The 24130-nt window shown below is 50.2% G+C and carries 23 protein-coding genes; 13 read left to right on the top strand and 10 right to left on the bottom strand.

All coding sequences use genetic code 11. The annotated features are described in order from the left end of the window. Positions 1–212: 212 nt before the first annotated feature. The gene (locus HJG54_RS32450) at positions 213–1307 is read left to right on the top strand and encodes a calcium-binding protein (RefSeq protein WP_316435955.1); all 1095 of its coding nucleotides are present in this window, start codon (positions 213–215) and stop codon (positions 1305–1307) included. Positions 1308–1379: 72 nt separating this feature from the next. On the opposite strand, the gene HJG54_RS32445 is transcribed toward HJG54_RS32450, so the two are convergent. Both HJG54_RS32445 and HJG54_RS32440 read right to left on the bottom strand, forming a co-directional pair. Continuing rightward, positions 1380–4610, bottom strand: a complete 3231-nt coding sequence (locus HJG54_RS32445) for a PAS domain S-box protein (protein WP_316435953.1) — start codon at positions 4608–4610, stop codon at positions 1380–1382. A 391-nt stretch (positions 4611–5001) separates the two neighbouring features. Then, complete coding sequence (locus HJG54_RS32440; RefSeq protein WP_316435952.1) at positions 5002–6189, bottom strand: MFS transporter; 1188 nt, start codon at positions 6187–6189, stop codon at positions 5002–5004. Between the two features lie 374 nt (positions 6190–6563). Between HJG54_RS32440 and HJG54_RS32435 the strand changes: the two genes are divergently transcribed. The 4 genes from HJG54_RS32435 (at position 6564) to HJG54_RS32420 (ending at position 11301) form a co-directional block, all read left to right on the top strand. Continuing rightward, on the top strand, positions 6564–6839 hold the full coding sequence (locus HJG54_RS32435) for a hypothetical protein (protein ID WP_316435951.1): 276 nt from the start codon (positions 6564–6566) through the stop codon (positions 6837–6839). 636 nt (positions 6840–7475) lie between these two features. Beyond that, positions 7476–8756 carry a PQQ-dependent sugar dehydrogenase gene (locus HJG54_RS32430; protein ID WP_316435950.1) on the top strand — a complete coding sequence of 427 codons (1281 nt, stop codon included), beginning with the start codon at positions 7476–7478 and terminating at the stop codon, positions 8754–8756. A gap of 376 nt (positions 8757–9132) precedes the next feature. Further along, entirely contained in the window at positions 9133–10482 is a 1350-nt protein-coding gene (locus tag HJG54_RS32425; RefSeq protein ID WP_316435948.1) for an APC family permease, read from the top strand. A 141-nt stretch (positions 10483–10623) separates the two neighbouring features. Then, positions 10624–11301, top strand: a complete 678-nt coding sequence (locus HJG54_RS32420) for an SAM-dependent methyltransferase (RefSeq protein WP_316435947.1) — start codon at positions 10624–10626, stop codon at positions 11299–11301. A 154-nt stretch (positions 11302–11455) separates the two neighbouring features. On the opposite strand, the gene HJG54_RS32415 is transcribed toward HJG54_RS32420, so the two are convergent. Both HJG54_RS32415 and HJG54_RS32410 read right to left on the bottom strand, forming a co-directional pair. After that, complete coding sequence (locus HJG54_RS32415) at positions 11456–12088, bottom strand: hypothetical protein (RefSeq protein ID WP_316435946.1); 633 nt, start codon at positions 12086–12088, stop codon at positions 11456–11458. Between the two features lie 33 nt (positions 12089–12121). After that, positions 12122–12982, bottom strand: coding sequence for a tetratricopeptide repeat protein (locus HJG54_RS32410; RefSeq protein WP_316435944.1), 861 nt, complete (start codon positions 12980–12982; stop codon positions 12122–12124). Between the two features lie 946 nt (positions 12983–13928). Between HJG54_RS32410 and HJG54_RS32405 the strand changes: the two genes are divergently transcribed. From HJG54_RS32405 to HJG54_RS32385, 5 genes are all read left to right on the top strand, one after another. Further along, a complete protein-coding gene (locus tag HJG54_RS32405) occupies positions 13929–14057 on the top strand; it encodes a hypothetical protein (RefSeq protein ID WP_316435943.1) in 129 nt (42 codons plus the stop codon). Between the two features lie 231 nt (positions 14058–14288). Next, on the top strand, positions 14289–15884 hold the full coding sequence (locus HJG54_RS32400; RefSeq protein ID WP_316435941.1) for a B12-binding domain-containing radical SAM protein: 1596 nt from the start codon (positions 14289–14291) through the stop codon (positions 15882–15884). A gap of 117 nt (positions 15885–16001) precedes the next feature. Next, positions 16002–17888, top strand: coding sequence for an ABC transporter ATP-binding protein (locus HJG54_RS32395; protein ID WP_316435940.1), 1887 nt, complete (start codon positions 16002–16004; stop codon positions 17886–17888). 142 nt (positions 17889–18030) lie between these two features. Beyond that, entirely contained in the window at positions 18031–18894 is an 864-nt protein-coding gene (locus HJG54_RS32390; protein ID WP_316435939.1) for a TonB-dependent receptor domain-containing protein, read from the top strand. Next, positions 18828–19520 carry a TonB-dependent receptor domain-containing protein gene (locus tag HJG54_RS32385; protein ID WP_316437103.1) on the top strand — a complete coding sequence of 231 codons (693 nt, stop codon included), beginning with the start codon at positions 18828–18830 and terminating at the stop codon, positions 19518–19520. The genes HJG54_RS32390 and HJG54_RS32385 overlap by 67 nt, the downstream gene beginning before the upstream one ends. Before the next feature lie 66 nt (positions 19521–19586). Here HJG54_RS32385 and HJG54_RS32380 read toward each other — a convergent pair whose 3' ends face one another. The 4 genes from HJG54_RS32380 to HJG54_RS32365 all read right to left on the bottom strand — a co-directional run bounded on the left by HJG54_RS32380 (position 19587) and on the right by HJG54_RS32365 (position 21290). Then, a complete protein-coding gene (locus tag HJG54_RS32380) occupies positions 19587–19979 on the bottom strand; it encodes an endonuclease domain-containing protein (protein ID WP_316435938.1) in 393 nt (130 codons plus the stop codon). Positions 19980–20395: 416 nt separating this feature from the next. Continuing rightward, positions 20396–20620: a type II toxin-antitoxin system BrnA family antitoxin gene (gene brnA / locus HJG54_RS32375; RefSeq protein WP_316435936.1), complete on the bottom strand. Its 225-nt coding sequence runs from the start codon at positions 20618–20620 to the stop codon at positions 20396–20398. Continuing rightward, on the bottom strand, positions 20601–20915 hold the full coding sequence (locus HJG54_RS32370) for a BrnT family toxin (RefSeq protein WP_316435935.1): 315 nt from the start codon (positions 20913–20915) through the stop codon (positions 20601–20603). The genes brnA and HJG54_RS32370 overlap by 20 nt, the downstream gene beginning before the upstream one ends. Before the next feature lie 57 nt (positions 20916–20972). Next, positions 20973–21290: a BrnA antitoxin family protein gene (locus HJG54_RS32365; protein WP_316435933.1), complete on the bottom strand. Its 318-nt coding sequence runs from the start codon at positions 21288–21290 to the stop codon at positions 20973–20975. A 175-nt stretch (positions 21291–21465) separates the two neighbouring features. On the opposite strand from HJG54_RS32365, the gene HJG54_RS32360 reads away from it, so the two are divergent. Continuing rightward, complete coding sequence (locus HJG54_RS32360; RefSeq protein ID WP_316435932.1) at positions 21466–21777, top strand: hypothetical protein; 312 nt, start codon at positions 21466–21468, stop codon at positions 21775–21777. 2 nt (positions 21778–21779) lie between these two features. Continuing rightward, complete coding sequence (locus HJG54_RS32355) at positions 21780–22196, top strand: hypothetical protein (RefSeq protein WP_316435930.1); 417 nt, start codon at positions 21780–21782, stop codon at positions 22194–22196. Between the two features lie 63 nt (positions 22197–22259). Here HJG54_RS32355 and HJG54_RS32350 read toward each other — a convergent pair whose 3' ends face one another. Then, positions 22260–22424: a hypothetical protein gene (locus HJG54_RS32350; RefSeq protein ID WP_316435929.1), complete on the bottom strand. Its 165-nt coding sequence runs from the start codon at positions 22422–22424 to the stop codon at positions 22260–22262. A gap of 190 nt (positions 22425–22614) precedes the next feature. On the opposite strand from HJG54_RS32350, the gene HJG54_RS32345 reads away from it, so the two are divergent. Next, on the top strand, positions 22615–22794 hold the full coding sequence (locus HJG54_RS32345; protein WP_158673173.1) for a hypothetical protein: 180 nt from the start codon (positions 22615–22617) through the stop codon (positions 22792–22794). Between the two features lie 84 nt (positions 22795–22878). On the opposite strand, the gene HJG54_RS32340 is transcribed toward HJG54_RS32345, so the two are convergent. Beyond that, on the bottom strand, positions 22879–23478 hold the full coding sequence (locus HJG54_RS32340; protein ID WP_316435926.1) for a hypothetical protein: 600 nt from the start codon (positions 23476–23478) through the stop codon (positions 22879–22881). Between the last annotated feature and the right edge of the window lie 652 nt (positions 23479–24130).

Raw genomic sequence — 24130 nt, 5'->3', positions numbered from 1 at the left:
CATTCAACAACAGCATCGGATAGTGAACTAGCACGCATCAACGTTCGGAGTGGGGGCGCGATTGACCTTGCGATTAACCTACAGCATTCCCCACTGTTGCTATTGCGATTAACGAAAATCTTGACTCTCTTGTCAGGCACAGTGTTGCTTGGCAAGAGTAACGCAAAAACGAATAAATTTGGATTGTAAGAAATAATTAAGGAGAAAATAGTATGGCAACAATCATTGGTACGCCTGCTAATGATAGTCTGAAGGGAAGTTTATTCGACGATGTAATTTTTGCAGATGCAGGAGACGATATTATTACCGATCCGGGTGGCAGTAACACCATCAATGCTGGTGCAGGCAACGACTGGATTACGATGGGTAGCAACGCCACAGGAAGCGGCAATGACATTATCAACGGTGGAGCAGGAGATGATATTATCACCGATTTTGGGGGTAATAATACAATTGATGCCGGCACAGGCAACGACCGGATTACAACCTATGGCGGTAACGACACCATTATAGGAGGCGATGGAGATGATGGCATCGCTAGCGGTGGCGGTAACGATACGATCTTTGGTGGAAATGGATTCGACACCATCGATGCAGGCAGCGGCAACAACATCATTGACGGTGGTGCAGGCAGCGATCGGATTACTGCCTATGCCGGAAAGGATCAGATCGCTGGCGGTAGCGGGGATGACGGAATCGCCAGTGGCGGTGGCGACGATATCATCTTGGGAGGAGATGGATTCGATTCAGTTGATGCGGGCAGCGGCAACGATGAGGTTTACGGACAGGCTGACAGAGACATTTTAAACGGGGAAGATGGGAATGATTTCATCTTCGGAGATGCGGGCAACGATTGGATAACCGGTGGCCGAGGCAATGACTTTCTGTCCGGAGGTGAGGGCAATGATATTATCGGAACTCATCCTTTTCCCTTCAATTCTTCTGTGCCTGAGAAAGACGAACTCTACGGTGGAGTAGGGGCCGATGTGTTCCGGATTGAATCTAATTATTTTGCAGGCATCAACGACCCCAGTTCCAGCCGGGATCAAGCCTATGCGATTGTGAAGGATTTCAATCTAGCCGAGGGTGACAGAGTAGGGTTGCTGCCCCTCTCGCTTTCTGAGTCTTACATCATCGAGCAGGGAGACTTCAATGGAGATGGAATTGTCAATGATACATTTATCATTCAAAATCGGTATACCATCGTTAATGATCATGTACTCTTTGTCAACAACCTGGTTGCCGTAATCGAGAATACCAATGCCGCTACTCTACTCGCCGCTGGAGCGATCCAGGTTTTTGACTAAGCAGTCATAAATTCTGGTTCCTAGTGGATGTATGCGAGCAGCCGATCACTAGTTTTGCCTTCAGTGGTTGGTTCAGCCATTGTGATGCGTCCGCAGTTCTGCGATTGCTCGAATTAATACCTCTGGTTCAATCGGTTTGGCAATGTGGCGTTGAAATCCAGCTGCCATGGCCTGTCGGTAGTCAATTTCTCCCGCATAGGCCGTCAGGGCGATCGCAGGAATCGTTCCTCCTTGCTCTGGCGATAAACACCTGATTTGCCGCATCAGCATGTAACCATCTACATCCGGCATGCCAATATCGCTCAACAACACGTCTGGTTTGAACTGCGTGAGTGTAGTGATTACTTCATCTGCCGTTGCAGCAGCAATCACATTTGCCCCATGTAACTCGAGCAGGAAGGCGAGAAACTCACGGGTATTGTCATCATCATCCACGACCAGAATGCGAGTACCTTGCAAATTTAGAGAGGATTCAGAGGGTTTTGTGTCTGACTTCGTTGTCGGTTGATGGAGCATTAACGGTAATTTGACGGTAAAGGTGGCTCCCTGCCCTTCACCCGGGCTGTCGGCTTGCACCGTACCACCATGCAGTTCTACCAGGTAGCGGACAATCGCCAGCCCTAACCCCAATCCACCAAAGCGTCGAGTTGTCGAGGAACTCTCTTGGCGGAATTGTTCAAACACATAGGGCAGAAAATCAGCAGGAATACCTTTACCGGTGTCGGTGACGGTGATGCGGGCGTGAGGGGGGGAAGGGGGGGAAGGTGAGGAAGATGCGGCTCGTGAGCCTCGCCGAACGAGGGAAGATGGGGAAGATTCTGCTCCCCTATCTCCATCTCGCTCCAGCCATACTTCCACCCGTCCTCCCTCAGGTGTAAACTTGACTGCATTAGTTAAAAGATTCCAAATCACTTGCTGTAATCGTCCGGCGTCTCCTGCAACATATCCCGTTTCTGGATCAAGTTGGGTATAAATCTGTATCTGCTTTGCTTCAGCCGCCAGACGCACGGTCTCCATAGCTGCTTGAATGGTGGCAACCAGATCGACAGGCTGGGTATCCAAGCTCAATTTACCGCGCAGAATACGGGATACATCCAGTAAATCGTTGATCAGTTGAGCTTGCATCTGAGCATTGCGCTCGATTACTTCCAACGCCCGTTCCGTCTTCTGTTCATCCAATTGGCGACTTCGCAGCAGCTTAGCCCAACCGAGAATCGGGTTGAGGGGCGAGCGCAGCTCATGGGATACAACGGCTAAAAATTCATCTTTGATGCGGTTGGCGGCCTCGGCGGCTTCGCGGGCGGCCTGTTCGCGGGCTAAAAGCCGTTCTCGCTCGGCTTCAGCTTGCTTGCGATCATCAATATCCGTTGCAGTGCCAAACCAATACAGGATTTGCCCTTGCTCATCTTTCAGGGGCACTACCCGGGTCAGATGCCAGCGATAGACTTGGTCTGCCCGTTTGAGGCGGCATTCGACTTCGTAAGCTTCACCAGTTTGAATGGCTTTTGTTCTCACTTCTCGGGTGGCTTCAAAATCGTCTGGATGAATGATTTCTGCCCATAACCCGACTCCCAACTCCAGCTCGGTTACTCCTGTATATTCTTGCCATCGCTGGTTGTAGAACTCAACGTTACCTTTGGCATCGTTGACCCACATGAGTTGGGCAACAGCATGGGCTAGGGTGCGATAGCGCTGTTCACTCAGACGAATTGCCTCTTCGGCTTGTTTACGCTCAGTAATGTCAAACAAAACGCCAATAGAGCGAATTGCCTCACCGCTCGAATTGTAAACAAAGCTTCCCAAGCCTGCCAACCAGGCGATTTGCTGATCATCTGCCCGAATCACCCGGTATTCTGCTCGATAAAGCCTGTGCTCTTGGCGAGACTGCTGCCATTCCTGGCTCACCCGCTCTACATCATCAGGATGAAGTCGCTCGCTCCACATAACTTCGGTTGCTTCACCCGTGGGCGTGGGTTCGTAGCCCAACATTGTGAAATGTGGTTCTGACCAGATTGCTTTACCAGTCGTGAGATCTACATCCCAGGTGCCCATTTGAGCACCTTGCATCGCCAATCGCAATCGTTCTTCTGCCTGACGTAACGCAGCTTCTGCCTGTTTGCGCTCGCTGATATCCAGCAGAGAAACCAGCACATGGTCGTAAGGGTCTGAAGCGGGTGGAAAGGTGATGGCAAACCAGACATGCAAGCGCTCCCCTTGTAGAGTTTGCAGTACGGTTTCTGTGGCGTAGTGAGTTTCGGCGGCGGCAATGGCCAGCAGTTCTTCGACAAACGCAGTTTGGGTTTCGGGAGTGAATATTTGGTGTAAGGAGTTCAATAGTTCTGCTTTAGTTTGGGCACCAAATAGTTGCAGAGATACCTGATTCACATCTCGCAGACGCACCATACCAACAGCCCATTGCACAAATTCGGGATGATCGGTGAAGTATTGCCGAAAATCTTTCACCCCTGCCGCTTTGAGTTGGTCAATTGCCGCTTTGACTGCCGAGAAATCTTCTTCCCAAATCGAAACCCCTGCCGCCTCAAAAATGTAGCGGTATCGCTGTTCCTGGGCCGCTAGAGCTACTTCTGCCTGCTTGCGTTCAGTTACTTCAGCAATAAAAACCGTCACTCCATCCGGCGATGGATAAACCCGGTGCTCATACCAACGCTGCCAGGGGGTGTAGAGATATTCAAACTGAGCAGGCATTTGCTCAGCCACAACCCGCTGAAGCTGAACATAAAAGTCTGTGCCAACGGCCTCCGGAAACAACTCCCAAATGGTTCGACCGAGTAGCTGTTGCCGCGACATGCCAGCCATTTCGCAGTAACGATCGTTGACGTAGATGTAACGCCAATCGAAATCAAGCATATAAAAGCCGTCGCTGATACTGGACAGCACCGTTTCTAGGCGTTCTTTGACAATCTGGGCATCCCGTTGGGCGGTTTCACTGACTTCTCGCAAGGTCTGCTCTCGCTGCAGGGCCATGCGGCGGGATTGATTCAACCCACTGATCAGCAGGGCCGCTACCACAAACACTCCTAAACGCAACACATTTCCAGAAGTAGCAATACTGAGAGAATAGTAAGGTGAAATAAAATAATAGTTGATCGCCAATGTAGACAGCACTGTTGCCACCAAGCCGGGTCCCAAGCCGCCATACCAGGCGCTTATCATCACCGCCACGAAAAACAGTGAGGTAGGAGTAGGTCGGATCACAGGTCCCAGCAATAGGCTGATTACTATGACTAAACCGACGCTGAGCAACGCCACACCGTAGGAAAGCAGTCGGGTGTGCTGAATCATTCTCCTCCCAACTCCCAACATGTCCTCCTTCTGCTGATCGCCCCCGCCTTACCAGCGATAATTCTGCAAGCAGGGCTTGGAATCAAGTCGCTGACCTGACCAAAACCGCCGCAGATTCGACACTGCAAGGCATCTCCGTCTCGATTATCTGTCATTGGAGAGAGAGGCAGATCTATCCAAAGAGCGAATTTATCGGAGAGGAGAGGGAGCAGATGGGTACATCAAATCCACTCGCGGGTTACTCAATCAGGCTACTTACTCAGGAGAGCAGTAAATGGTGAATAGGGTTTCGGTGGGGGGCTTCGACGCGAGCGCACTGCCCCCATGGGGCCAGAAAAATCAGCCGAGCGGTGAGGGGGTTGACTATAAAGCGCTCGGGGTAGTAACTAAATTACTTGATCTGATGCAGCTGGAGAGCAAATCGTCGCTGCCGTAGCCACAGCACAGCAACTAACGCAACTCCAATCAGAGCCAGTCCCGTATAGTTAACAGCCATCCAACCCCAGTCGTTTAGTAGCCGTCCTGACAGAAATGTGGCGAACGCCACAAAGCTGAGCATCAAAAAGTCATGGGTAGCCTGAGTTTTGGCTCGTTCCGATGGCGTGTAGGATTCGGTGAGTAGCGTTGTGGAACCAATAAACATGAAATTCCAGCCAACACCCAACAGCAGCAGCGCACTAAAAAAATGTAGTGCATGCATACCGGACAGATTGATGCCAATACACAGGCCATTCAACAAAATACCGATCAGGATAATCGTCAGCACCCCGAATCGAGCAATCAGATAGCCTGTGAACAGCGACGGGGTAAACATACCCAACACATGCCATTGAATGACCGAAGCAGCGGTGTGAAAAGGGTGGTTGACCTCGACCATAGCCAACGGGGTTGCCGTCATCAAGAGCGCCATCACACCATAGCCAATCATGCTACCCAGCACGGCCACGATAAACACAGGCTGTTGCACGATCGCACCCAGTCTACGCCCGCTCTCCTGGTATTTTTGCTCCGACAATGGCGGAAACTGAACCAAGCTGAGCAGCAGTAGCGTGACTAGTTGCAGCAGGGCAATCGCGACTAATCCGCCAGCAAATGTAGCAGGCAACCAATCTTTCGTCCAGGTGGCGAGCTGGGGGCCAACGAATGCCGCCAGAATGCCGCCAGCAATTACAAAAGAAATAGCACGTGAGCGAAACGCTTCAGTTGCCACATCTGCTGCGGCAAAGCGGTAGTAGCCAACGAATCCATTGAAAATGCCATAGAGTAGCGCAGCAATACTGAAGAGAACAAAGCTGCCTGCAAAAATGGCATAAACGCCCAAACCTGCACCGCTCATTCCTATCAACACCCCTGTGATGAACCCACGCTGGCGGCCCCACTGCTTCAAAGCAAAGGCGGCGGGAATCGTGGTCAGCATCGTGGCTAACTGCAACAGTGCTAGCGGTAAGGTAGCCAGCGATTTGTCTGCAGCTAATGTAGAACCGATCAGCGCAGCAGTGGTAAACAAAACAATACTGCCACTCATTGCGAGTGCCTGACAGGCGGCAAGTAAAAAAACGGCTTGCTTGGCTTGATTCACAGGAGGTAGGTCCAGACTTAAAGGGGTTGGGCGACCTCCATCATGCCGAATTTTTCATGGTTTGTATAGAGACAGTTGAGCCACTTTGGGCCGGATACAATTTGTTCCTAGGGTTGTCGCCCATAATTACTGCCTATCGTTTTGCCTGTAGCACCTCTAATTTTAATCAGCTTTAAGCAAGCGCCCATTCACCCTAAAATTCCTGCTTTTGCTAGATAGCCGATGCGATGTCATCCCTGTTCGCGCTACTGGTCACCATCCTGTCATCTTCCTGTCATATTCATCTTGCAAACTTGAAATTAAATCATTAGAAATTTTCGGAGGGCATACCTTCTCCCAACATTCTCCAAACATTATGGTGGCAGGAGGAACTTATGAGAAGAAAGGCATCTCACCTGAGGCGCTGGTTGCGTTTGAGTCTAGCCACGTTTCTACTGCTGATCGTGATCCATTTAGCGTTACCAGCCCTGTTTTTGATTTTGCAGGTACCGTCTTTTGCGATCGGCAATGAAGCGGTTTGGATTCTGCGCTGGGAAAATACTAGTGATAGCACTGGCATTCAATTCAATCTGCTGCTTTTGCTAACAATTGCGGTTGGAGTAGGGCTGCTGGGAATACTGCTGCCACCAAATCGTCAGCATACCGATTAACCCTAGCCTCAGATGTATACATCTGGTCTTTTCGAGGCTCTTATGGGGCTTCTACCTGGAGTAGGAATTTTCACGGCTCAGTCATCGCTAGTATAGAAATAACATGTAGATCAATAAAATTGATCTAATTGGCATTGCTGAATTGAGGTATGAATTGCCCTCCCCAGTCCCCCAATTCTGGGCTACCTTGTACACAGATCTTGATCGCAACTCAATGCAAGGGGTGATCCCCCTTTTCTGAGATGCCCGCAGGGCTATAATTCCCCTTATCAAGGGGGACTTCAATCCCTGATTGGTAGGTGCTGCGCACAGGCGTCGCCTCCGGTTCCCCCCTTCGTAAGGGGGGTTAGGGGGGATCCTCGACTTGTGTGGACATCGTAGCCAATTCTGAGGGAAGATCTTTCAAAGTCCCCCAGAATTAGGGGATTGGGGGGCTACCAACGTTACAGCAACTCCACGATTCATACCTCTATTCAGCAACGCCATAAAATTAAGACAGGGCTATTATTCAGTTGGTCTTCAATCGGCCAGAAATCGGCCAGAAACAATCAGCCAGAGACCCTGGCCAGAAATCGGTTAGATGGTCCAGTCATATCCAAACTCGTTCCACTGCTCTAAAACTGCTCTAAAATTGCCATGCACCTAATCAAAGCTCTCAACACCGGTTTAATCATCGCTGCCATGAGTTTAGCGGCTTGTACGGGAGCGAATCAGGGGTCCGTTAATCAAACAACTAGCTCTCCCCAGGTTAGTCCCGAAGCAGCACCCACTGATGGCGGCGAACCAACCGGAGCGGGGCAATCGCAAGCTAATCAGTCCCAAACCAACCAGACCGTTGCTCAGAATCCCGCCGTCTGCGAACTGGTTGAGCAGGGCTATGGTCCGACGGGGCAGGTCAATGTGCGAGCCGAAACGGTAGTCAGCGGGTTGGAGGTGCCCTGGGGTATTGCTTTTTTGCCTAACAACGCCATGCTGGTGACAGAACGTCCGGGGCGAGTGCGGTTGGTCGAAAATGGCAGCTTACGCCCGCAACCCGTTGCTACCATTAGCGTCAGCGATCGCGGAGAAGGCGGATTGCTGGGAATTGCGACTCATCCTGATTTTGCCAATAACCGCTTCTTTTATGTCTACTTCACTGCCAACAAAAATGGTACGCCGGTGAACCGCGTCGAACGCTGGCAAATGGCGCAGAATGGCACAAGCGCAGTGCGGGAGCGGATCATTATTGACGATATTCCGGTGGCGCAATTTCATAACGGCGGGCGGATTCGCTTTGGTCCGGATGGCATGCTGTACATCGGCACAGGAGATGCCAGAATTCCTGACCTTTCTCAAGATGTAAACAGTTTAGCCGGAAAAATTCTGCGCCTCACCCCAGATGGGCAAGTGCCTGCTGATAATCCCTTTCCAGGCAATCCGGTCTATATTCTCGGCATCCGCAACACTCAAGGTTTCGACTGGGTGAATCCCTCAACCCTATGGGTCAGCGACCACGGACCAAGTGGGGATTTGGGCCGTTCTGGGCACGACAAGGTCAGCGTGGCTCAGGCAGGAGCGAATTTGGGTTGGCCAACCACCTATCGCTGTGAGTCTGGACAGGGATTGGTGACCCCTTCGATTGTCTGGCGACAAGCCCTTCCGCCCGGAGGAGCGGCTATTTATACCGGCAGCACGATTCCCGAATGGCAGGGCAGTTTGATTGTAGCGGCATTGCGGGCCGAACAGCTGCAGCGGGTCGTGATCGATCCCCAGTCGAGCCAGGTACAGCAACATGAGGTGTATTTGCAGGGCCAGTACGGACGGCTGCGGGAGGCAATCATGGGACCCGACGGCGAACTGTATGTGACAACCAGCAATTGTGATGGTCGCGGCAGTTGCCCAGCAGAACTAGATAAAATTCTGCGAATTACCCGCTAAAGTGCGTTTGCAATTTACAGTCTTTTTCAGGCTAGTGAAGTACGAAAAACGCGGTGCAGGGGCAGTGCCTCCCTGCGTGGGGACTTCGCGCCCACACCCCCTGCAGCTTACATGAGTAAAAAACACTGTAAACCAATCTAATCAAAAGAGTTGATAAACAAAAGATTAAAAACGATCTTTATGACTAACGCAAGTAATAAAAATGGTCACACTCTGATCACATTTGTTTTAGATCATCAAAGTAGAGCAGCAACTCAAATAAAATTAATCAATAAAATCAAATAAATAATACGTTCAGACAAACAGATTTTTTTTGATTAAAGAACTGATTTAACAAGTCAAATTATCCTCACTTGACGAGTGTAATTGCGAAATCGTGAACAAACTACACAGTCCTAAACTGCTAAAGTACAGGTCGCTGGCAACAGAGGCACCTCGTCGTTCCATTACGTTAATAGATGCAATCTCTTTGATCGTCGGGTTGGTAATCGGGGCAGGTATTTTTGAAACACCCGCTCTGGTTGCAGCAAATACAGGCACGACAAATGGAGTCCTCTGGATTTGGTTGATTGGCGGCGCAGTGTCCTTGCTAGGAGCATTGTGCTATGCCGAGTTGGCAACAGCCTATCCCCATGTAGGCGGCAATTACTACTACTTGAAACGAGCATTTGGGCAACCGCTTGCTGTACTGTTTGCCTGGGCGCGGATGACGGTGATTCAAACTGGGTCGATTGCACTGTTGGCCTTTGTGATGGGAGACTACGCCTCTCAGTTATTTCCTCTAGGCCCTGCCTCAGCCTCTATCTATGCGGCAATCACAATTACCCTACTGACGCTGATCAACATTATCGGCATCCACCAGAGTAAGCAAACTCAGAACTGGCTAACAGCAGCTAATATTCTTGGTTTACTGCTGGTGATTGTTTTGGGTCTAGCCCTCTCGCCTGCTGCGCTACCGTCACCCCCTGCTGCCTCAACCACTGGTTCGTGGGGGTTAGCGCTGGTCTTTGTGCTCCTCTCCTACGGTGGCTGGAATGAAGCAGCTTATATTTCTGCGGAAATTAAGACGCCGCAACGCAATATGGTGCGCTCACTTCTGTGGGGAATCGGCATTATTACTACCCTATACCTGCTGCTGAATCTAGCCTATTTGCGCGGATTAGGGGTTGGAGGAATGGCCGGTTCGCCCGCGGTTGCGGCCGAGCTGCTCCGACAGGTTGGGGGAGAAGCAGGAGCCACGTTTATTAGCTTACTGGTCGTGATAGCCACAGTTGGTTCTATCAACGCCACGATTATAACTGGCGCTCGAAGCAGCTTTGCCTTAGGACAAGATGTCTCCCTGTTTCGTTTCTTGGGAACCTGGCAACCCAAACCTAGTTCGCCAACAGCGGCTTATTTAGTACAAGCAGGGATTGCCCTCACCTTAGTCGGGTTAGGAACTTACACCCGTCAGGGGTTTGAAACAATGGTGGATTACACAGCCCCGATCTTCTGGTTTTTCTTTTTATTCAGCACCCTCGCCCTAATTGTGCTGCGATTTCGCGAGCCATTCCGTCCACGGCCTTTCCGAGTACCACTTTACCCACTTATTCCCCTGTTATTCTGCATCATCTGCGGATACTTACTCTACTCTAGCCTTGTTTATACCGGCATTGGATCTATTGTAGGTGTCGTTGTAGTTCTACTCGGTATTCCTTTAATTCGGCAATCACAAAATCCGAATTGACTGAATCGTTATTCAACTCGTAAGTCACTACTGATTAGTTTTTGATTATGTAAAAACATTACAATCAGTATCCACTTCAATATATCGGATTGCGCAGAAATCGCATTCAGATTCATTCAAAAAGTAAAAGGAGGAACACCAATGTCATTCACATTTTCATCGACTAAGCAAGCATCATCTCGTTCGATTCAGCGAATGCTTCTTGCAGGAATTGGCGCTCTTAGCTTCACAGGCATTGCCTGCACTCAGCAGCGCAGCTTGGAACAGCCTCAGGCCGTCAGCCCCCAAGCCGGTACAACCGAGCAGACCTCACCCGACGCTACCATTCAATCTCCCGGCCGCAGACCGGATGTGGTCTATGTGCCGACACCAATGCCAGTTGTTGATGAAATGCTGAACCTAGCGAATGTTCAGTCGGATGACGTGGTGTATGACTTGGGCAGCGGAGACGGACGGATCGTGATTGCAGCCGCTCAAGAACGAGGAGCCAGGGGAATTGGTGTCGAGATTGATCCGCAACGAATTCAAGAAGCCAATCAGAATGCTCAGCAGGCTGGTGTAACCGATCGGGTAGAGTTTTTGCAACAGGATCTGTTCGAGACCGACTTTAGCGATGCTACCGTAGTTACTCTTTATCTACTGCCAGAACTCAACGTGAAGCTACGCCCCAAACTCTTGCGCGAACTCAGACCAGGGACTCGCATTGTCTCTCATGCCTTTGATATGGGCGAATGGGAACCAGATCAAGTTGTGGAAGTGAATGGTAGAACCGTTTACTACTGGGTAGTTCCTGAAAATCCACCGGCTAATTTACTCTAGAATCAAGTCATTCAACTTAATTAAAACCAAGATCAGGGTGTTGTCGCCGCCCGAAGGGCGACAACATCCCCTGTGGGTTTTATGTTTAATTATGTCTACTTAGATCCGTTTCTGCAAATTTACACTTGATTTACACCTAATTTACACCTCGGATTTACACCGGCGGTTTGACAAACCGTTTGACGATTACCAACCCTGCTACTCCTAAGCCCACTAATCCAATTAGCGGCGCGATCGTTCCCCAGGCGGGATCGGGTTGGGTTTGAGATGCTTTTTCGGTTTGGCTCGGTTGAGCGGTTGGCTCCTCTGCTAAAGGCGAGGCAGCAGGCGGAGAGGCGGCAGTTGCTACAGTTACCTCATAGCTCATCTGAAACGGGGTAAAGTCGCCTGCGGTTTTCGGCGTGCAGCCCAACTCCAACTCGTAGAGGCCGATCTTGGGAAAAACCACTTCCGCACCAGGGATTCCTTGATACTGCTCAGCGCTAACGGCTTGCAGGGTTGGCGTCAGCAGGGGGGGATCAGCAGCAGCACGGGGCAGAGCATAAACCTGCAACTGGCAGTTTCCCTGCTCCAGCGGCAGCAGTTCTCCACCTTTGCGGGTGAGCGCAATCCAGACTTGCGCCGGTTCTCCAGCCTTGGGCGCATGATTGGGTTCAACATGCCAGGTTCCCGCCACATCAGCCGTTACTTCAACCTTGTGGGCCAGCACCGGAGGATGGGCCAGACTATTCGCAGCGAGCAGCAAGAGGCCGATCGTGACTGCAGCGTTGGAAAATTGGTAGACCATAAAATCACCGCTAAATGCAACACGAAAAATGACTTACCAAGACTGCCGCACCTGCTGGAGATAGAATTGCGTTTGCTGATAGCCAGCCTGATCTCCCTGTTGCTCAAACAATTCGGCAGCTCGCTGCAAATCGGCCAAGGCAGAGGCTCGGTTACCCGTTTGGAAATACAGCACGCCCCGATTGCCGTAAGCCCCAGCCAGGGATGGATCGAGGCTAATGGCCCTCGTGTAGTCATCAATGGCGGCAGCGGCATCTCCTAGTTCGGTGCGGGTTTTGCCGCGATTGTAGTAGGCATCAGCATAATTTGGATCGATGGTAATCACCTGGTTAAAGTCGGCCAGCGCTTGATCGAACTTTCCTGCCAGGGCATAGAGCACGCCTCGGCTGTTGTAAGCTTCTGGATAGTTTGGGTTGATTTCAATTGCTTGATTAAACGCCTGCATTGCCCCAGTCAGGTCATTGGAGTAAGTGCGAGCTTCGCCCAAATTGTAGTACGCCTCCGCACTGTCTGGATCTTTCTGCACAGCGGTCTGAAAATTTGTGATCGCCTGATCGTAGTCTCCAATGATGTGATAAGCAATACCTCGCTGCATGTAGGCTTCGGCATAGTTGGGATCGACCTGGATGGCTCGCGTGTAGCTGATGATGGCCGCCTGATGGTTGCCCTGTTCTACCTGTGCTAATCCCTGATTCACCCAATCGGCGGCTGAGTTGGCAGCTTGCGGTCTGGTTGGGACGGCAGCATGGGTTGGCAACAAGCGGGACTCAGCGGGCATTGCCTTCAATAAAGCTAGTGGTAAAGCTAGTGGTAAAGCCAGTGGTAGAGCCATCAGCATTGAGCAGGCCGGTGTAAAGGTAACAGCTTGAAGCACAATCTGATGATTCCAGGTCATGATGCATATCCTTCTAATAACAGCAAAATGGCTTTGCCTAGCAGCCCTGCGGCCCGACGCCATTGCCAAGTTGATTAGGCCACTTCTGATTTGGCTTTGCTTCTACTCAGAAGCAAACCATTTCAAGCGGCATTCTAATCAGGTCAGGGAATTGAATTCAAATTTTACCTCACAATCGGAGGGAAGGTCAGACATACCCCCTCCCAACCGCTCCTTAGCAAGGGGAGAAACTGCAGGTGGTGAAGGTCTGCTCTGTCGTCTAAACGTCAGCAGCGAACCAGGGAAAACCTGTGGTTATCAAACCATAATCAATCAGCAATAATGGCGATAAGCTTTCCTATGGAAATTATTCAGATTAGGGGGGAAACAGCCTAAGTCAACCTAGAAAAGGCTGAAGAACGCTAAACGTCTAAAATAACTCTAAAATAACTATTCTCTATACGATAAATCCAACCAATGCCAATTTGTTATTAGTGACAAAATCTAGTATAGGTTTTTACATTTTCTGCTGCCAAGACAAGAGATGGGCGAGAGGAATGTGATAGAGTGCAACAGCGTCAGCGGATTTACGGCCTAGCCGCTTCTCGCGGGACATCGCTGGAAATAGGCTGGAAATAGAAAGTCACCGATACCGATAGTATTTTAGACCTGGTTGAATGACAAAACTCTAGTCGCTGGCGGCTCGAAGCCGCACCTACACACCAAACCTGAGACCAAACCTGCGCGGATTACTGAACCAAACTGAATAGTCGGCGCAGGGCGTTCGACTGAGCTGAGCTGCGTCGCCGACTTGGCTTGTATAGCAGCGGTTACTTTACGAGAAGCCGCTATGCCTAACGGCAGGCTCTTGCCAACGCATCTAGAACCGCCCTGGGAAGTGATTTGTCAGTCAATCAGATTTTAGATAAATATTTTAGACAAGATAGGATTTTAACAAAATCAGGATATGTCATTTAATTCTGCATTGTACGATCCCCAACTTGCGGCAATTCTAGATTGGCTAACGGTGTTTGGATTTACGACTTTAACGCTGGTGGTAATTTGGCAAATCCTAACCCGTTCGCAAAACCGCTAAATTCCTCCATTCGGTCGATGTTCCACAGTCGCAATCTCACAGCAATAATTTTACGGGGAACTTTTTGTTGAAATTGCTTTCAGGTGACTTCAGGGAAGTCGGACGCCATCTGCACCCATTCCCCACCCTGATTCCCCAACCCGGTTGGACTAGATGAATTCCTTAAGAATTCTCTAGAAAGGCCATTAAAGGGTAAAGTAAAGGACAAATCTTTTCTAAAGCAAGCTCGTCATGCGTACCTTATTGATTTATCCGCGTTTCCCCCAAAGCTTTTGGTCCTTCGAGCGGGCTTTGGCATTGGTTAATCGTAAAGCGCTCCTGCCGCCCTTAGGATTAGTGACTGTAGCGGCCCTGCTGCCCCAGGAGTGGGAGTTCCGCTTGGTGGATCGGAATGTGCGAGACGTAACAGAGGCCGAGTGGGAATGGGCCGATCTGGTGATTCTCTCGGCCATGATCGTGCAGAAAGAGGATTTTGCTGAACAGATTCGGGCCGCTAAACAGCGCGGCAAACGGGTGGCGGTGGGCGGTCCCTATGCAACGTCGCTGCCCCACGAAGCGGCTGAATTTGGGGCAGATTTTCTGATTTTGGGCGAAGGTGAAATCACCCTGCCGATGTTTGTAGAAGCGATCCAGCGCGGCGAAACCAGCGGCACCTTCACCACCGACGAAAAGCCGGATGTCACATCGACTCCCGTGCCCCGCTTTGATCTGCTGGAAATGGACGCCTACGACAACATGTCGGTGCAGTTTTCGCGTGGCTGCCCGTTTCAGTGTGAGTTTTGTGACATCATCGTGCTCTATGGCCGCAAGCCCCGCACCAAAACCCCGGCCCAGTTTATTGCTGAGCTAGAGCGGCTGTATGAGTTGGGCTGGCGGCGCAGCGTCTTCCTGGTGGATGACAACTTCATCGGTAACAAACGCAACGTCAAACTGCTGCTGCGGGAACTGAAAACCTGGATGGCGGAACGCAGCTATCCCTTCTTTCTCAACACCGAAGCCTCGGTTGATCTAGCTCAGGACGAAGAGCTGATGGAAATGATGGTGGACTGCAATTTCAATGCCGTCTTCCTGGGAATCGAAACCCCCGATACCGACAGCCTTGCCGTCACCAAGAAGTTCCAGAATACGCGCAATCCCCTGGTAGAGTCAGTGCAAAACATCATGCGACACGGGTTGCGGGTCACGGCTGGGTTCATTATCGGCTTCGATGGCGAAAAGGCCGGTGCGGGCGATCGGGTGGTGCGGTTTGTCGAAGAAACGGCGATTTCGCTGGCGATGTTTAGTATGTTGCAGGTGCTGCCCGGTACAGCGCTCTGGCATCGGCTCAAAAAAGAAGGTCGGTTACTCGACGAGCGGGGCAACATCAACCAAACCACGCTGATGAACTTTATCCCCAGCCGTCCCATCGAAGCCATCGCCCAGGAGTATATCGACGCCTTCTGGCAACTCTACGATCCGCAACACTATCTTGACCGTACCTATCGTCAGTTTCTGCTGCTGGGCGAACCCCGACACAAAACCACGCTACGCAAACCGAGCTGGGTTGTGATTCGGGCCATGCTCACCATCTTCTGGCGGCAAGGCGTGCTACGCAAAACCCGCTGGACTTTCTGGCCCTATCTGATTCACATCATGATCGCCAAACCCCGCAACTGGCAGTATTACCTGTCGATTTGTGCCCTGGGTGAGCATTTCCTGGAATACCGGCAGCTTGTAGATCAGCAGATCCGGGCGCAATTGGCAGAGTACCTGGCTGCCAAAGCCGCACAAGCCGAATTGCAGGCCGAATCGCAAGCCGCTGAAACCGCAAAAACCGTGGCCGCCTGAGCGAATGATTCATGCGTCGGCAGAGCTTCAACGTTCGTCACAATTACCAAAGTTCGTCACAATAAAGAGATGGAATTTTGGTCGCGGCGCGGCCCGTCAGATTAAGGAACGTTGAACTTGGCTATTGCAAACTCACGCCACTCGCTAAAGCTCAGAACCGGAAAACCTGATTCCCGTCAGTCTCAGCCATTGCTGCGGTTGCTGCAATACGGAAAAGTCTATCGCTGGCAGTTTTGGCTGGCAACCCTCTGCTCGGTGCTCAACAAGCTGTTCGATCTGGCTCCACCCGTGCTGATCGGGATTGCGGTGGATGTGATTGTGAAGCAGCAGGATTCGCTGATCGCCCAGTTGGGCATCCTCGATGTCCGGGCGCAGTTTCTGGTGCTGGCTGGACTGACGGTGGTGATCTGGGTGCTGGAGTCAGTGTTTGAATACCTCTATGCCCGCCTCTGGCGCAATCTGGCCCAAAAAATCCAGCACAACCTGCGGCTCGATGCCTATGCCCATTTGCAAGAGCTGGAACTGGAATATTTTGAGGCCCGCAGCACGGGTGGCCTGATGGCGATCCTGAACGACGATATCAATCAGCTAGAGCGATTTCTAGACTTTGGAGCCAATGAAGTCATCCAGGTGGTCGTCACGGTTCTGGCCGTCGGTGCCGGGTTCTTTTGGATTGCACCCAGCGTTGCCTGGATGGCGATGTTGCCAATGCCATTCATTCTGTGGGGATCGGTGGCCTTCCAAAAACGGCTGGCTCCTCGCTATGCGGACGTGCGCGACAAGGTGGGTCTACTCAACAGCCGACTGTCAAATAACCTAGGCGGAATTGTCACGATCAAAAGCTTTGTCACCGAAGACTACGAAATTCATCGTCTGCGGCAAGAAAGCGAAGCCTATCGCCAGAGCAACCGTCGCGCCATTGCCCTCAGCGCCGCCTTTGTGCCTCTGATCCGGATGATCATCCTGGCCGGATTCACTGCCCTATTAGTCTACGGTGGTTTCGCCGCAATCGAAGGCACCATGTCCGTCGGTACCTACAGTACATTGGTAGTGATGATCCAACGCCTCCTCTGGCCCCTCACCCGCCTCGGCGAAACCCTAGACCAATACCAACGCGCTATGGCCTCCACCAACCGCGTCATGAACCTGCTCGACACCCCGATTACCATCCATTCCGGCACCCTCCCCATCTCCCTCGTTCGGCGAGGCTCACGAGCCGCCCTCTCTCCTCGTTCGGCGAGGCTCACGAGCCGCATCTCTCCTACCCCCATCCACGGCGACATCCTGCTACAAAACGTCACCTTCGCCTACCGCGACCGTCTGCCGGTGCTCCAAAACCTGTCGCTCCACATTCCCGCCGGACAAACCACCGCGATCGTCGGCTCGACCGGATCGGGCAAAAGTACGCTAGTGAAGCTGTTACTGCGGCTCTACGACATTCAATCGGGCAGCATTACACTGGACGGCATCGAGTTACGCGACCTGCAACTGCGCGATCTGCGGCGGGCCATCGGCTGGGTGAGCCAGGATGTGTTTTTGTTCCACGGCTCGGTGCTGGAAAATATCACCTACGGCAGTCCTGAAGCCACGCTAGCCGACGCGATTGAGGCCGCCAAAAATGCCGAAGCGCACGAATTCATCGAACAGTTGCCCCACGGCTACGACACAATTGTGGGCGAACGCGGCCAACGGTTATCCGGCGGTCAACGTCAGCGTTTAGCGATTGCTCGCGCCATTCTCAAAGATCCGCCAATTCTGATTCTGGACGAAGCCACTTCTGCCGTCGATAACGAAACCGAGGCCGCCATCCAGCGTTCGCTCGACCGAATCACCCGTAACCGCACCACAATTGCCATCGCCCATCGTCTATCAACCATCCGCAACGCTGACCAGATTTATGTGATGGAACGAGGTCAATTGGTCGAACAAGGCACCCATGATCGTTTGCTAGAACAGCAGGGCATCTATGCTAGCCTGTGGCGTGTGCAAATGGGAATGCGGTGAATCGTTGAACCACCCGGAGTACTGAAATCTGAATATTCGCGTTAATACTAGACTAAATACCGGGGAATCAATTCGCGCCACACAAATAATAAGCGCATTTGCGCATACCTCCATGGATTACAAGATTAGAGCAGGCCGTTGAGTGTGCGTAGGGAGTTTCACCGATTTTAGTGAGGTAGATGATTTCACTGAGGTAGAAAATTTCTCGATTGCCCCTGTCGTGAGTGTTGCGATTGGGGAGCGCACTCGCTTTACCCTGGAAGGCGAGTACACATATAACGACCAAGTTGTTAGTTGGGGTTTGCCACCAGTCGGTTCAGTGCTGCCAAATCCCAATGGTGAAATCCCACGCGATCGGTTTATTGGAGAACCTGACAGCGTTTTTAATATTACGCAAGGCAGAGTAGGCTATCGGTTGGAGCATCAGTTCAGCGACAACTGGTCAATACAAAATGCACTTCAGTGGAAAACGTTCACAACGTCAACACCAGAAAACTATTTTTTGCCCGGCGGTCTCAGGGACGATAATCGAACCTTGGATGGTGATTTTCAAGCAGAGAGGGGTGACACAGATATTTATGACTTAAACCTCAATCTCACTGGTAGATTCTCAACAGGCTTAATTCGCCATCAATTGACCTTTGGAGTTGATTTGGGTAGATATGACGAAAATCTCAATATCTTATTTGCACCCGCTACACCCTTGGATGTGTTTAACCCCATATATGGGCAACCTGCTACTGAACCTTACGTCCCCGACTTTGTTGCGAACAACTTAACAGACACTTTAGGAATCTATATTCAAAATCAGGTGATACTGGCAGAGAATCTCAAGCTACTGCTAGGTGGACGGTTTGATCTGTTTGAGCAAACCAATCCAGATCTTCTGGCAGATACCCAAACCAATCATCAGGGGATGCTTTTAGTCCGCGTGTCGGCATTGTTTATCAGCCCATTCAACCCATTTCCCTCTATGCCAGCTACAGTCGCTCGTTTACTCCAGTAACTGGCAGAAGTTTTGAGGGCGATCTGTTTGAACCTGAGCGTGGCACCCAGTATGAAGTGGGGGTGAAAGCAGATGTGAATGACCGACTCTCGGCAACCCTGGCTCTCTACAATCTGACCCGAACGAACGTCTTGACGGCAGACACAAGACCGGGTGTCCCGCTTGGCTTTTCGATTCAAACTGGAGAGCAACGCAGTCGGGGTGTGGAACTCACTGTTCAAGGCGAAATTTTGCCTGGATGGAACATCATTGCAGGCTATGCTTACACCGATGCCCAACTCACCGAAGACAACACCCTTCCTGAGGGCAATCAGTTAGCTCTTGTCCCTGAAAATGCAGTTAACCTATGGACGACCTACGAAATTCAATCAGGAGATTTCCAAGGCTTGGGAGTTGGCTTAGGCTTATTCTTTGTGGGAGAGCGGCAAGCGAATTTAGCCAATGAATTTCAACTCCCAAGCTACCTGCGGACGGATGCGGCAATTTTTTACAGACGCAATCAGTTCCGCGCCGCCCTTAATTTTAACAATCTGTTCGATATTACCTATTTTGAAAATTTCAATGGTCGGGGCGTTTCTTATGGTGCACCACTCACGGTTCAGGGCACAATTTCGTGGCAGTTTTGATCCCTCTTGATCCCCCTAAGTCCCCCTTAAAAAGGGGGACTTCTGAGCCTCCAGTTCCCCCCTTTCTTAAGGGGGGCTAGGGGGGATCAACCCCTCAAGCCTCACACACACTCCCTCAAATTGCGTCATGATTTCCTCATTCGTAAACCGGATCACCGTCAATCCATATCCCATCAAAATTTGTGTTCGCTCCCAATCGTATTGTTGTTCACCCTCAGTAAAATGATTGTCTCCATCCACCTCAATCACCAATTTCAACGCTGCACAATAGAAATCCACAATGAAATGATCGATCGGTCTTTGTCGCAGGACTCGAAAGGGAAATGTTCTGAGATAATCTTGCCAAAGTTTCTGCTCAGCAGGCGTTGGATTTTGTCGAAGTTGTTTTGCTCTGGAAACTAGTTTTGAGTTGTAGGGTAGGTGAAAGTTTGTGGTGATGAAGGTATTGTGGTCAGGCATGAGATCCCCCCTAGCCCCCCTTAGAAAGGGGGGAATTAGAATGGCGCTAAGAATAGTGTGCCCACGATGGCAAGCTTGGTGGCGATAGATTTTAAGTGTAGGTTTAACTGCCGTGCTTGGACATGGAATGGAATTAACCTACTTGATGCTGATGCCGTGATTGATGATCTTTACAAATATCTTGTTGGCATTCCCTAATCCCATGCCTAAACACATTTTATTCGTCTGCCAATCCTGCGTTCCTCCGAAGCACAGTTCAAGATTACCTCATGCAAAAGCAGCCATCTACCCCACCCAGCCAACCATCTCCACAAAAACCGATCGCACATCTGCTTTTCATGGCGATCGAATGGGTGAAAGGGTGAGGGAGCGATCGAGTATGGGGGAGGGGCGATCGCCCTGCTACAAGCTCTCATCTAACTCACTCGTTCAAGCCGCTCAGCCAGCCAAACCTTAACAATCGATTCACGAGTCACTCCCAGTCGCCTTGCCTCTCGATCTAACGCATCCAACATCCACTGAGGAAAATCGATCGTTACTGCTCTCGATTCATGTCCCGGACGACGAGCTTGGGAAATATCCAAAAATTCAGTAATCGTTTCGCCCTGATCAAACTGCTGGTCAAATACTTCCGCCTTCATAAATTGCCACCTCTTCTACTCGTGCTCGTCGAACGGAAATGATTCGGACTCTTGATTCTCGATAGGTAATCACGGCTGACCAATGTTTATCTCTAATTTTACCAATCACCAAAAACCTGGTTTTATCCTCGGTTCTGGCAGGAATCTCAATGCGATCGATATCCATCCACAGTTGTTGAGCCTCTGTAAAATCAATGCCGTGCTTTTGCTGATTAGACTGACTCTTTTGTGGATCAAACTCAAACTCCATATCCCGCAAGGCACAGCGTAATGCATCACTGAAATCTCCATCCATCGCCAACATTAACAGGCAAAATCAACATTTCTTGCAGTTTCCAAAGCCAAACTAAATTTATTGTTTTGATCGCTCCAACTCTTCTCGAAAAATCTGACGTAAATCCTCCTTCAGGTCATGATTACGGATGTATTCTGACAATGCCTCATTGATCAACGTTTGATAGCCCCGATCGCCAGCCTTTTCTTTAAAGTATTCCACTATGAAAACATCCAAAAACATATTGACGCGCTGTTTCCCTCGCTCGACCGCTTTTCCACCAACCCGCAGCACAGCTCGTTCCATTTGCGCTTCCATTACCCCCGGAATATCCGATAGATCAATCTCTTCATCTTTCATGGCATCAATCCGCTTCCAAAATGACTCGAACTTCATCCTAGTTTTCCGTATGAGCAATCACCACCACCCGCCCTCGCAAAAGCCCAAGGGTAATGAAACGCTGCTCACCATAGCAAAACGCTCGTCTTCAAACGTCAACGTTGCTCCTTCAAATACTTGAGAAGCATCAATAAAGTTAAAATAAAGCATGGTCTGCTTATATCTAGCCTTAATGCCTCAGCCCGTAGATTATGAGGAAATCCTATTTAACCATTACACGGAGGCGGAGGTTGCTGAGATCCAAACTTTAATGACAAATTGGGATCAGGCAACTTATCCAACTCTAGCTGCAAGTATTGTTAAACACGCTCAGAAACATGGTTTCACTGGAGATTACTTGCGCTATCTCAGAAAAGCAGCAAGTTTCAACAAAAAAGGCGCACGGAGGAAACAACTACCTGATGGAGCAACGCGATGGCATAAAGGGCAGGAATTCTTGATTGAGCGAAACGGAAAAATTGTCACCTACGGAGAAAATAGTTGATTATGAACCCTTCTTCAGGTCATTCATTAACGTCAACCTCGATCGATATCGAAAGTCGCCATATCTCCTTGCTCTCGGAGCAGCTAGATATGCTTTACCAAGCCTTCAAATCAGAACGAATGGCGATCGCTCAATGGGAAGAAGATCAGGAATTTTCCATCTTGGGCGTGCTTGAATTATTCTCAACCGAAGTTCAAGGATACGCTGAACAAATCAAGCTAGGTCAGTTTACTTCGCCCTTGGCTCACAGCGTTGATCACTTACGTCAACTAAACTTATTCAGAATTGACTACTTTGTAAACTGGTACTTTCAAAATCTAGAACAATATCCTCAAACCAAGCAATACATTGAGGGACTTGATCACCTGCGACTGTCAATGCTGGAATGTCTAAACAATCGCTTATCTGCTGCTGCTTGATTGCCCTATTTGCAAGGGTAGAGCAGATAGTATGGGCGAGCCACATATGAGTATCCAGAACAATCACTTCAGACATTCCCAATCCTGTTCATCCACTACAGGACTAATCAAATCACCTAAAATTCTGGCTTTACCCGCGATCGTAGCAGCAGGAACCCGACGTTTAACAGGAGGCACCGTTTCCTCTAAAACAATCACAATCACACGAGCAGAGGTAACAAAAATCACTCAGCAATACTCTGGCTAGGGCTAAACCTGTAGGAGCCAGCAAGCCTCCACCCCAAAAATCTATGTCATTAGGTAGAGGCGACCAACACAGACAGCTTCCACAATAGCTCAAGCGAAAATCGTCTTCCCAGACTAGCTTGCCGCTTTGATGCGGTTGGGATGGCATCTCATTCAATCCAAGCGAGGAGTTATGAGCAAAATCGTTATAGCATTGGCTTCGTTGGTAGGAGTCTCGGTTTTTCTAGGTGCTTGTGAACCCGCTGGAACGGGCGGAACCGGCGGAACTGATACTAGTCCAACCGTGGCTCCAGAGACCAGCCCAGTAGCACCCGCTGACAGCCCCACACCCAGTCCAACCACCTCGCCCTAAATTCAGCTATTTAGTCATCTTTAGCCATCTTGCTGTGAAAATGGAAGCCAGAAGTCAAAAAAATCTGACTTCTGGCTCCTTAGATCAGAAGTTGTATCCAACCCCTATAATCACGCTGCCTTCGGTATCTCGGAAAAAGGCAACGTTGCCTTGGGCTACAACGGTAACGCGGTCGGCGACGGGTATGTCAATTCCACCTGTGATCAAGGGTCTAGCTAAGCTGTCGCTGCCGGTGGAGATCGCTAAGCCGCCACCGACAAAGGGCGCAACAGCAAAATCGATGTCTTCAGCGATTGCACCAATTGGCAGGTCAGCCGTTAGTGGCAGCAGAATCGTAGGATCGCTTCCGACCACAACACTGGGACGGGCCGAGAAGTTGCGCGTTAGTCCTATTTTGCTGAAGATAGTGAAATTCGTTTCGCCGAGGGCCGTGTCCCCTCCAAAACCAAGATTACCGCCCACACCCACATAGCTAGGACCAGACCGGGTAGCCCGCCCAGGTGTAACGGCTTGCGAAACCTGGATATTATCTAGATCTCGAGCCGAGGTAGATACAGGAGTATCATTCAAACTAGATTCTGGCGCTGCTTGTACCGCCGTTACTCCAAGTAAAGCTCCAAATAAAACGGAGAGCGTGGTGGAGCTGAGCAGAATTACAAGGGGTTGACAAAGTTTGATACGCATGGGTTCCTCCTAATCAACTGCTTAAAAAGCCCCTTAAATCCCCCAGTAGCGGGACTTTCCCGAACCATCGCTGTTCAAAGTCCCCAGAATGGGAGATTATAGCCCTGCGGGCATCTCAGAAAAGGGGGTAGATTCAGAGACAAAATCCTTTTCGAACAGCTTCTTACAGATGCAAACTGATGCAAATTCATGGATGCGACTTTGATACAGCCTTTTTCAGGCTAGTGAAGTACGAAAAACAGGGTGCAGGGGCACTGCCCCGGCGTGGGGGCTTCGCTCCCCCACCCCCTATACCTCACATGAGTGAAAAACGCTGTGTGTGAAAGTAGATACAAATAAGTGCAAGTACTGAACACTCATTACCAAGTGTCAGTATCAAATGCCATTTAAAACATCCTCTTACTCTTAGTTATTTCAGGTAGATGACGAATCAGTCATGACCCACAATCAACAGTGGATAGCTATGTCTGCTAGTTACTGTGCTATTTAGCTATTTCCTAGTTTGAAAGCTAAATGTGATTAGAAAATGACTAATCGGGAAACACAGATAGTCAAGATAAGTAGAACAACATAATTAAACATGAAACCCAAAGGAGGCGTTGTCGCCGCCCTTCGGGCGGCGACAACACTCTGATCTTGGTTTTAATTCAGT

The sequence above is a fragment of the Leptolyngbya sp. NK1-12 genome (genome assembly GCF_032598965.1).
GTDB lineage: Bacteria > Cyanobacteriota > Cyanobacteriia > Elainellales > Elainellaceae > Elainella.
Note: the sequence above shows the minus strand (reverse complement) of the source record. Positions and strands in the feature narration are given on the sequence as shown.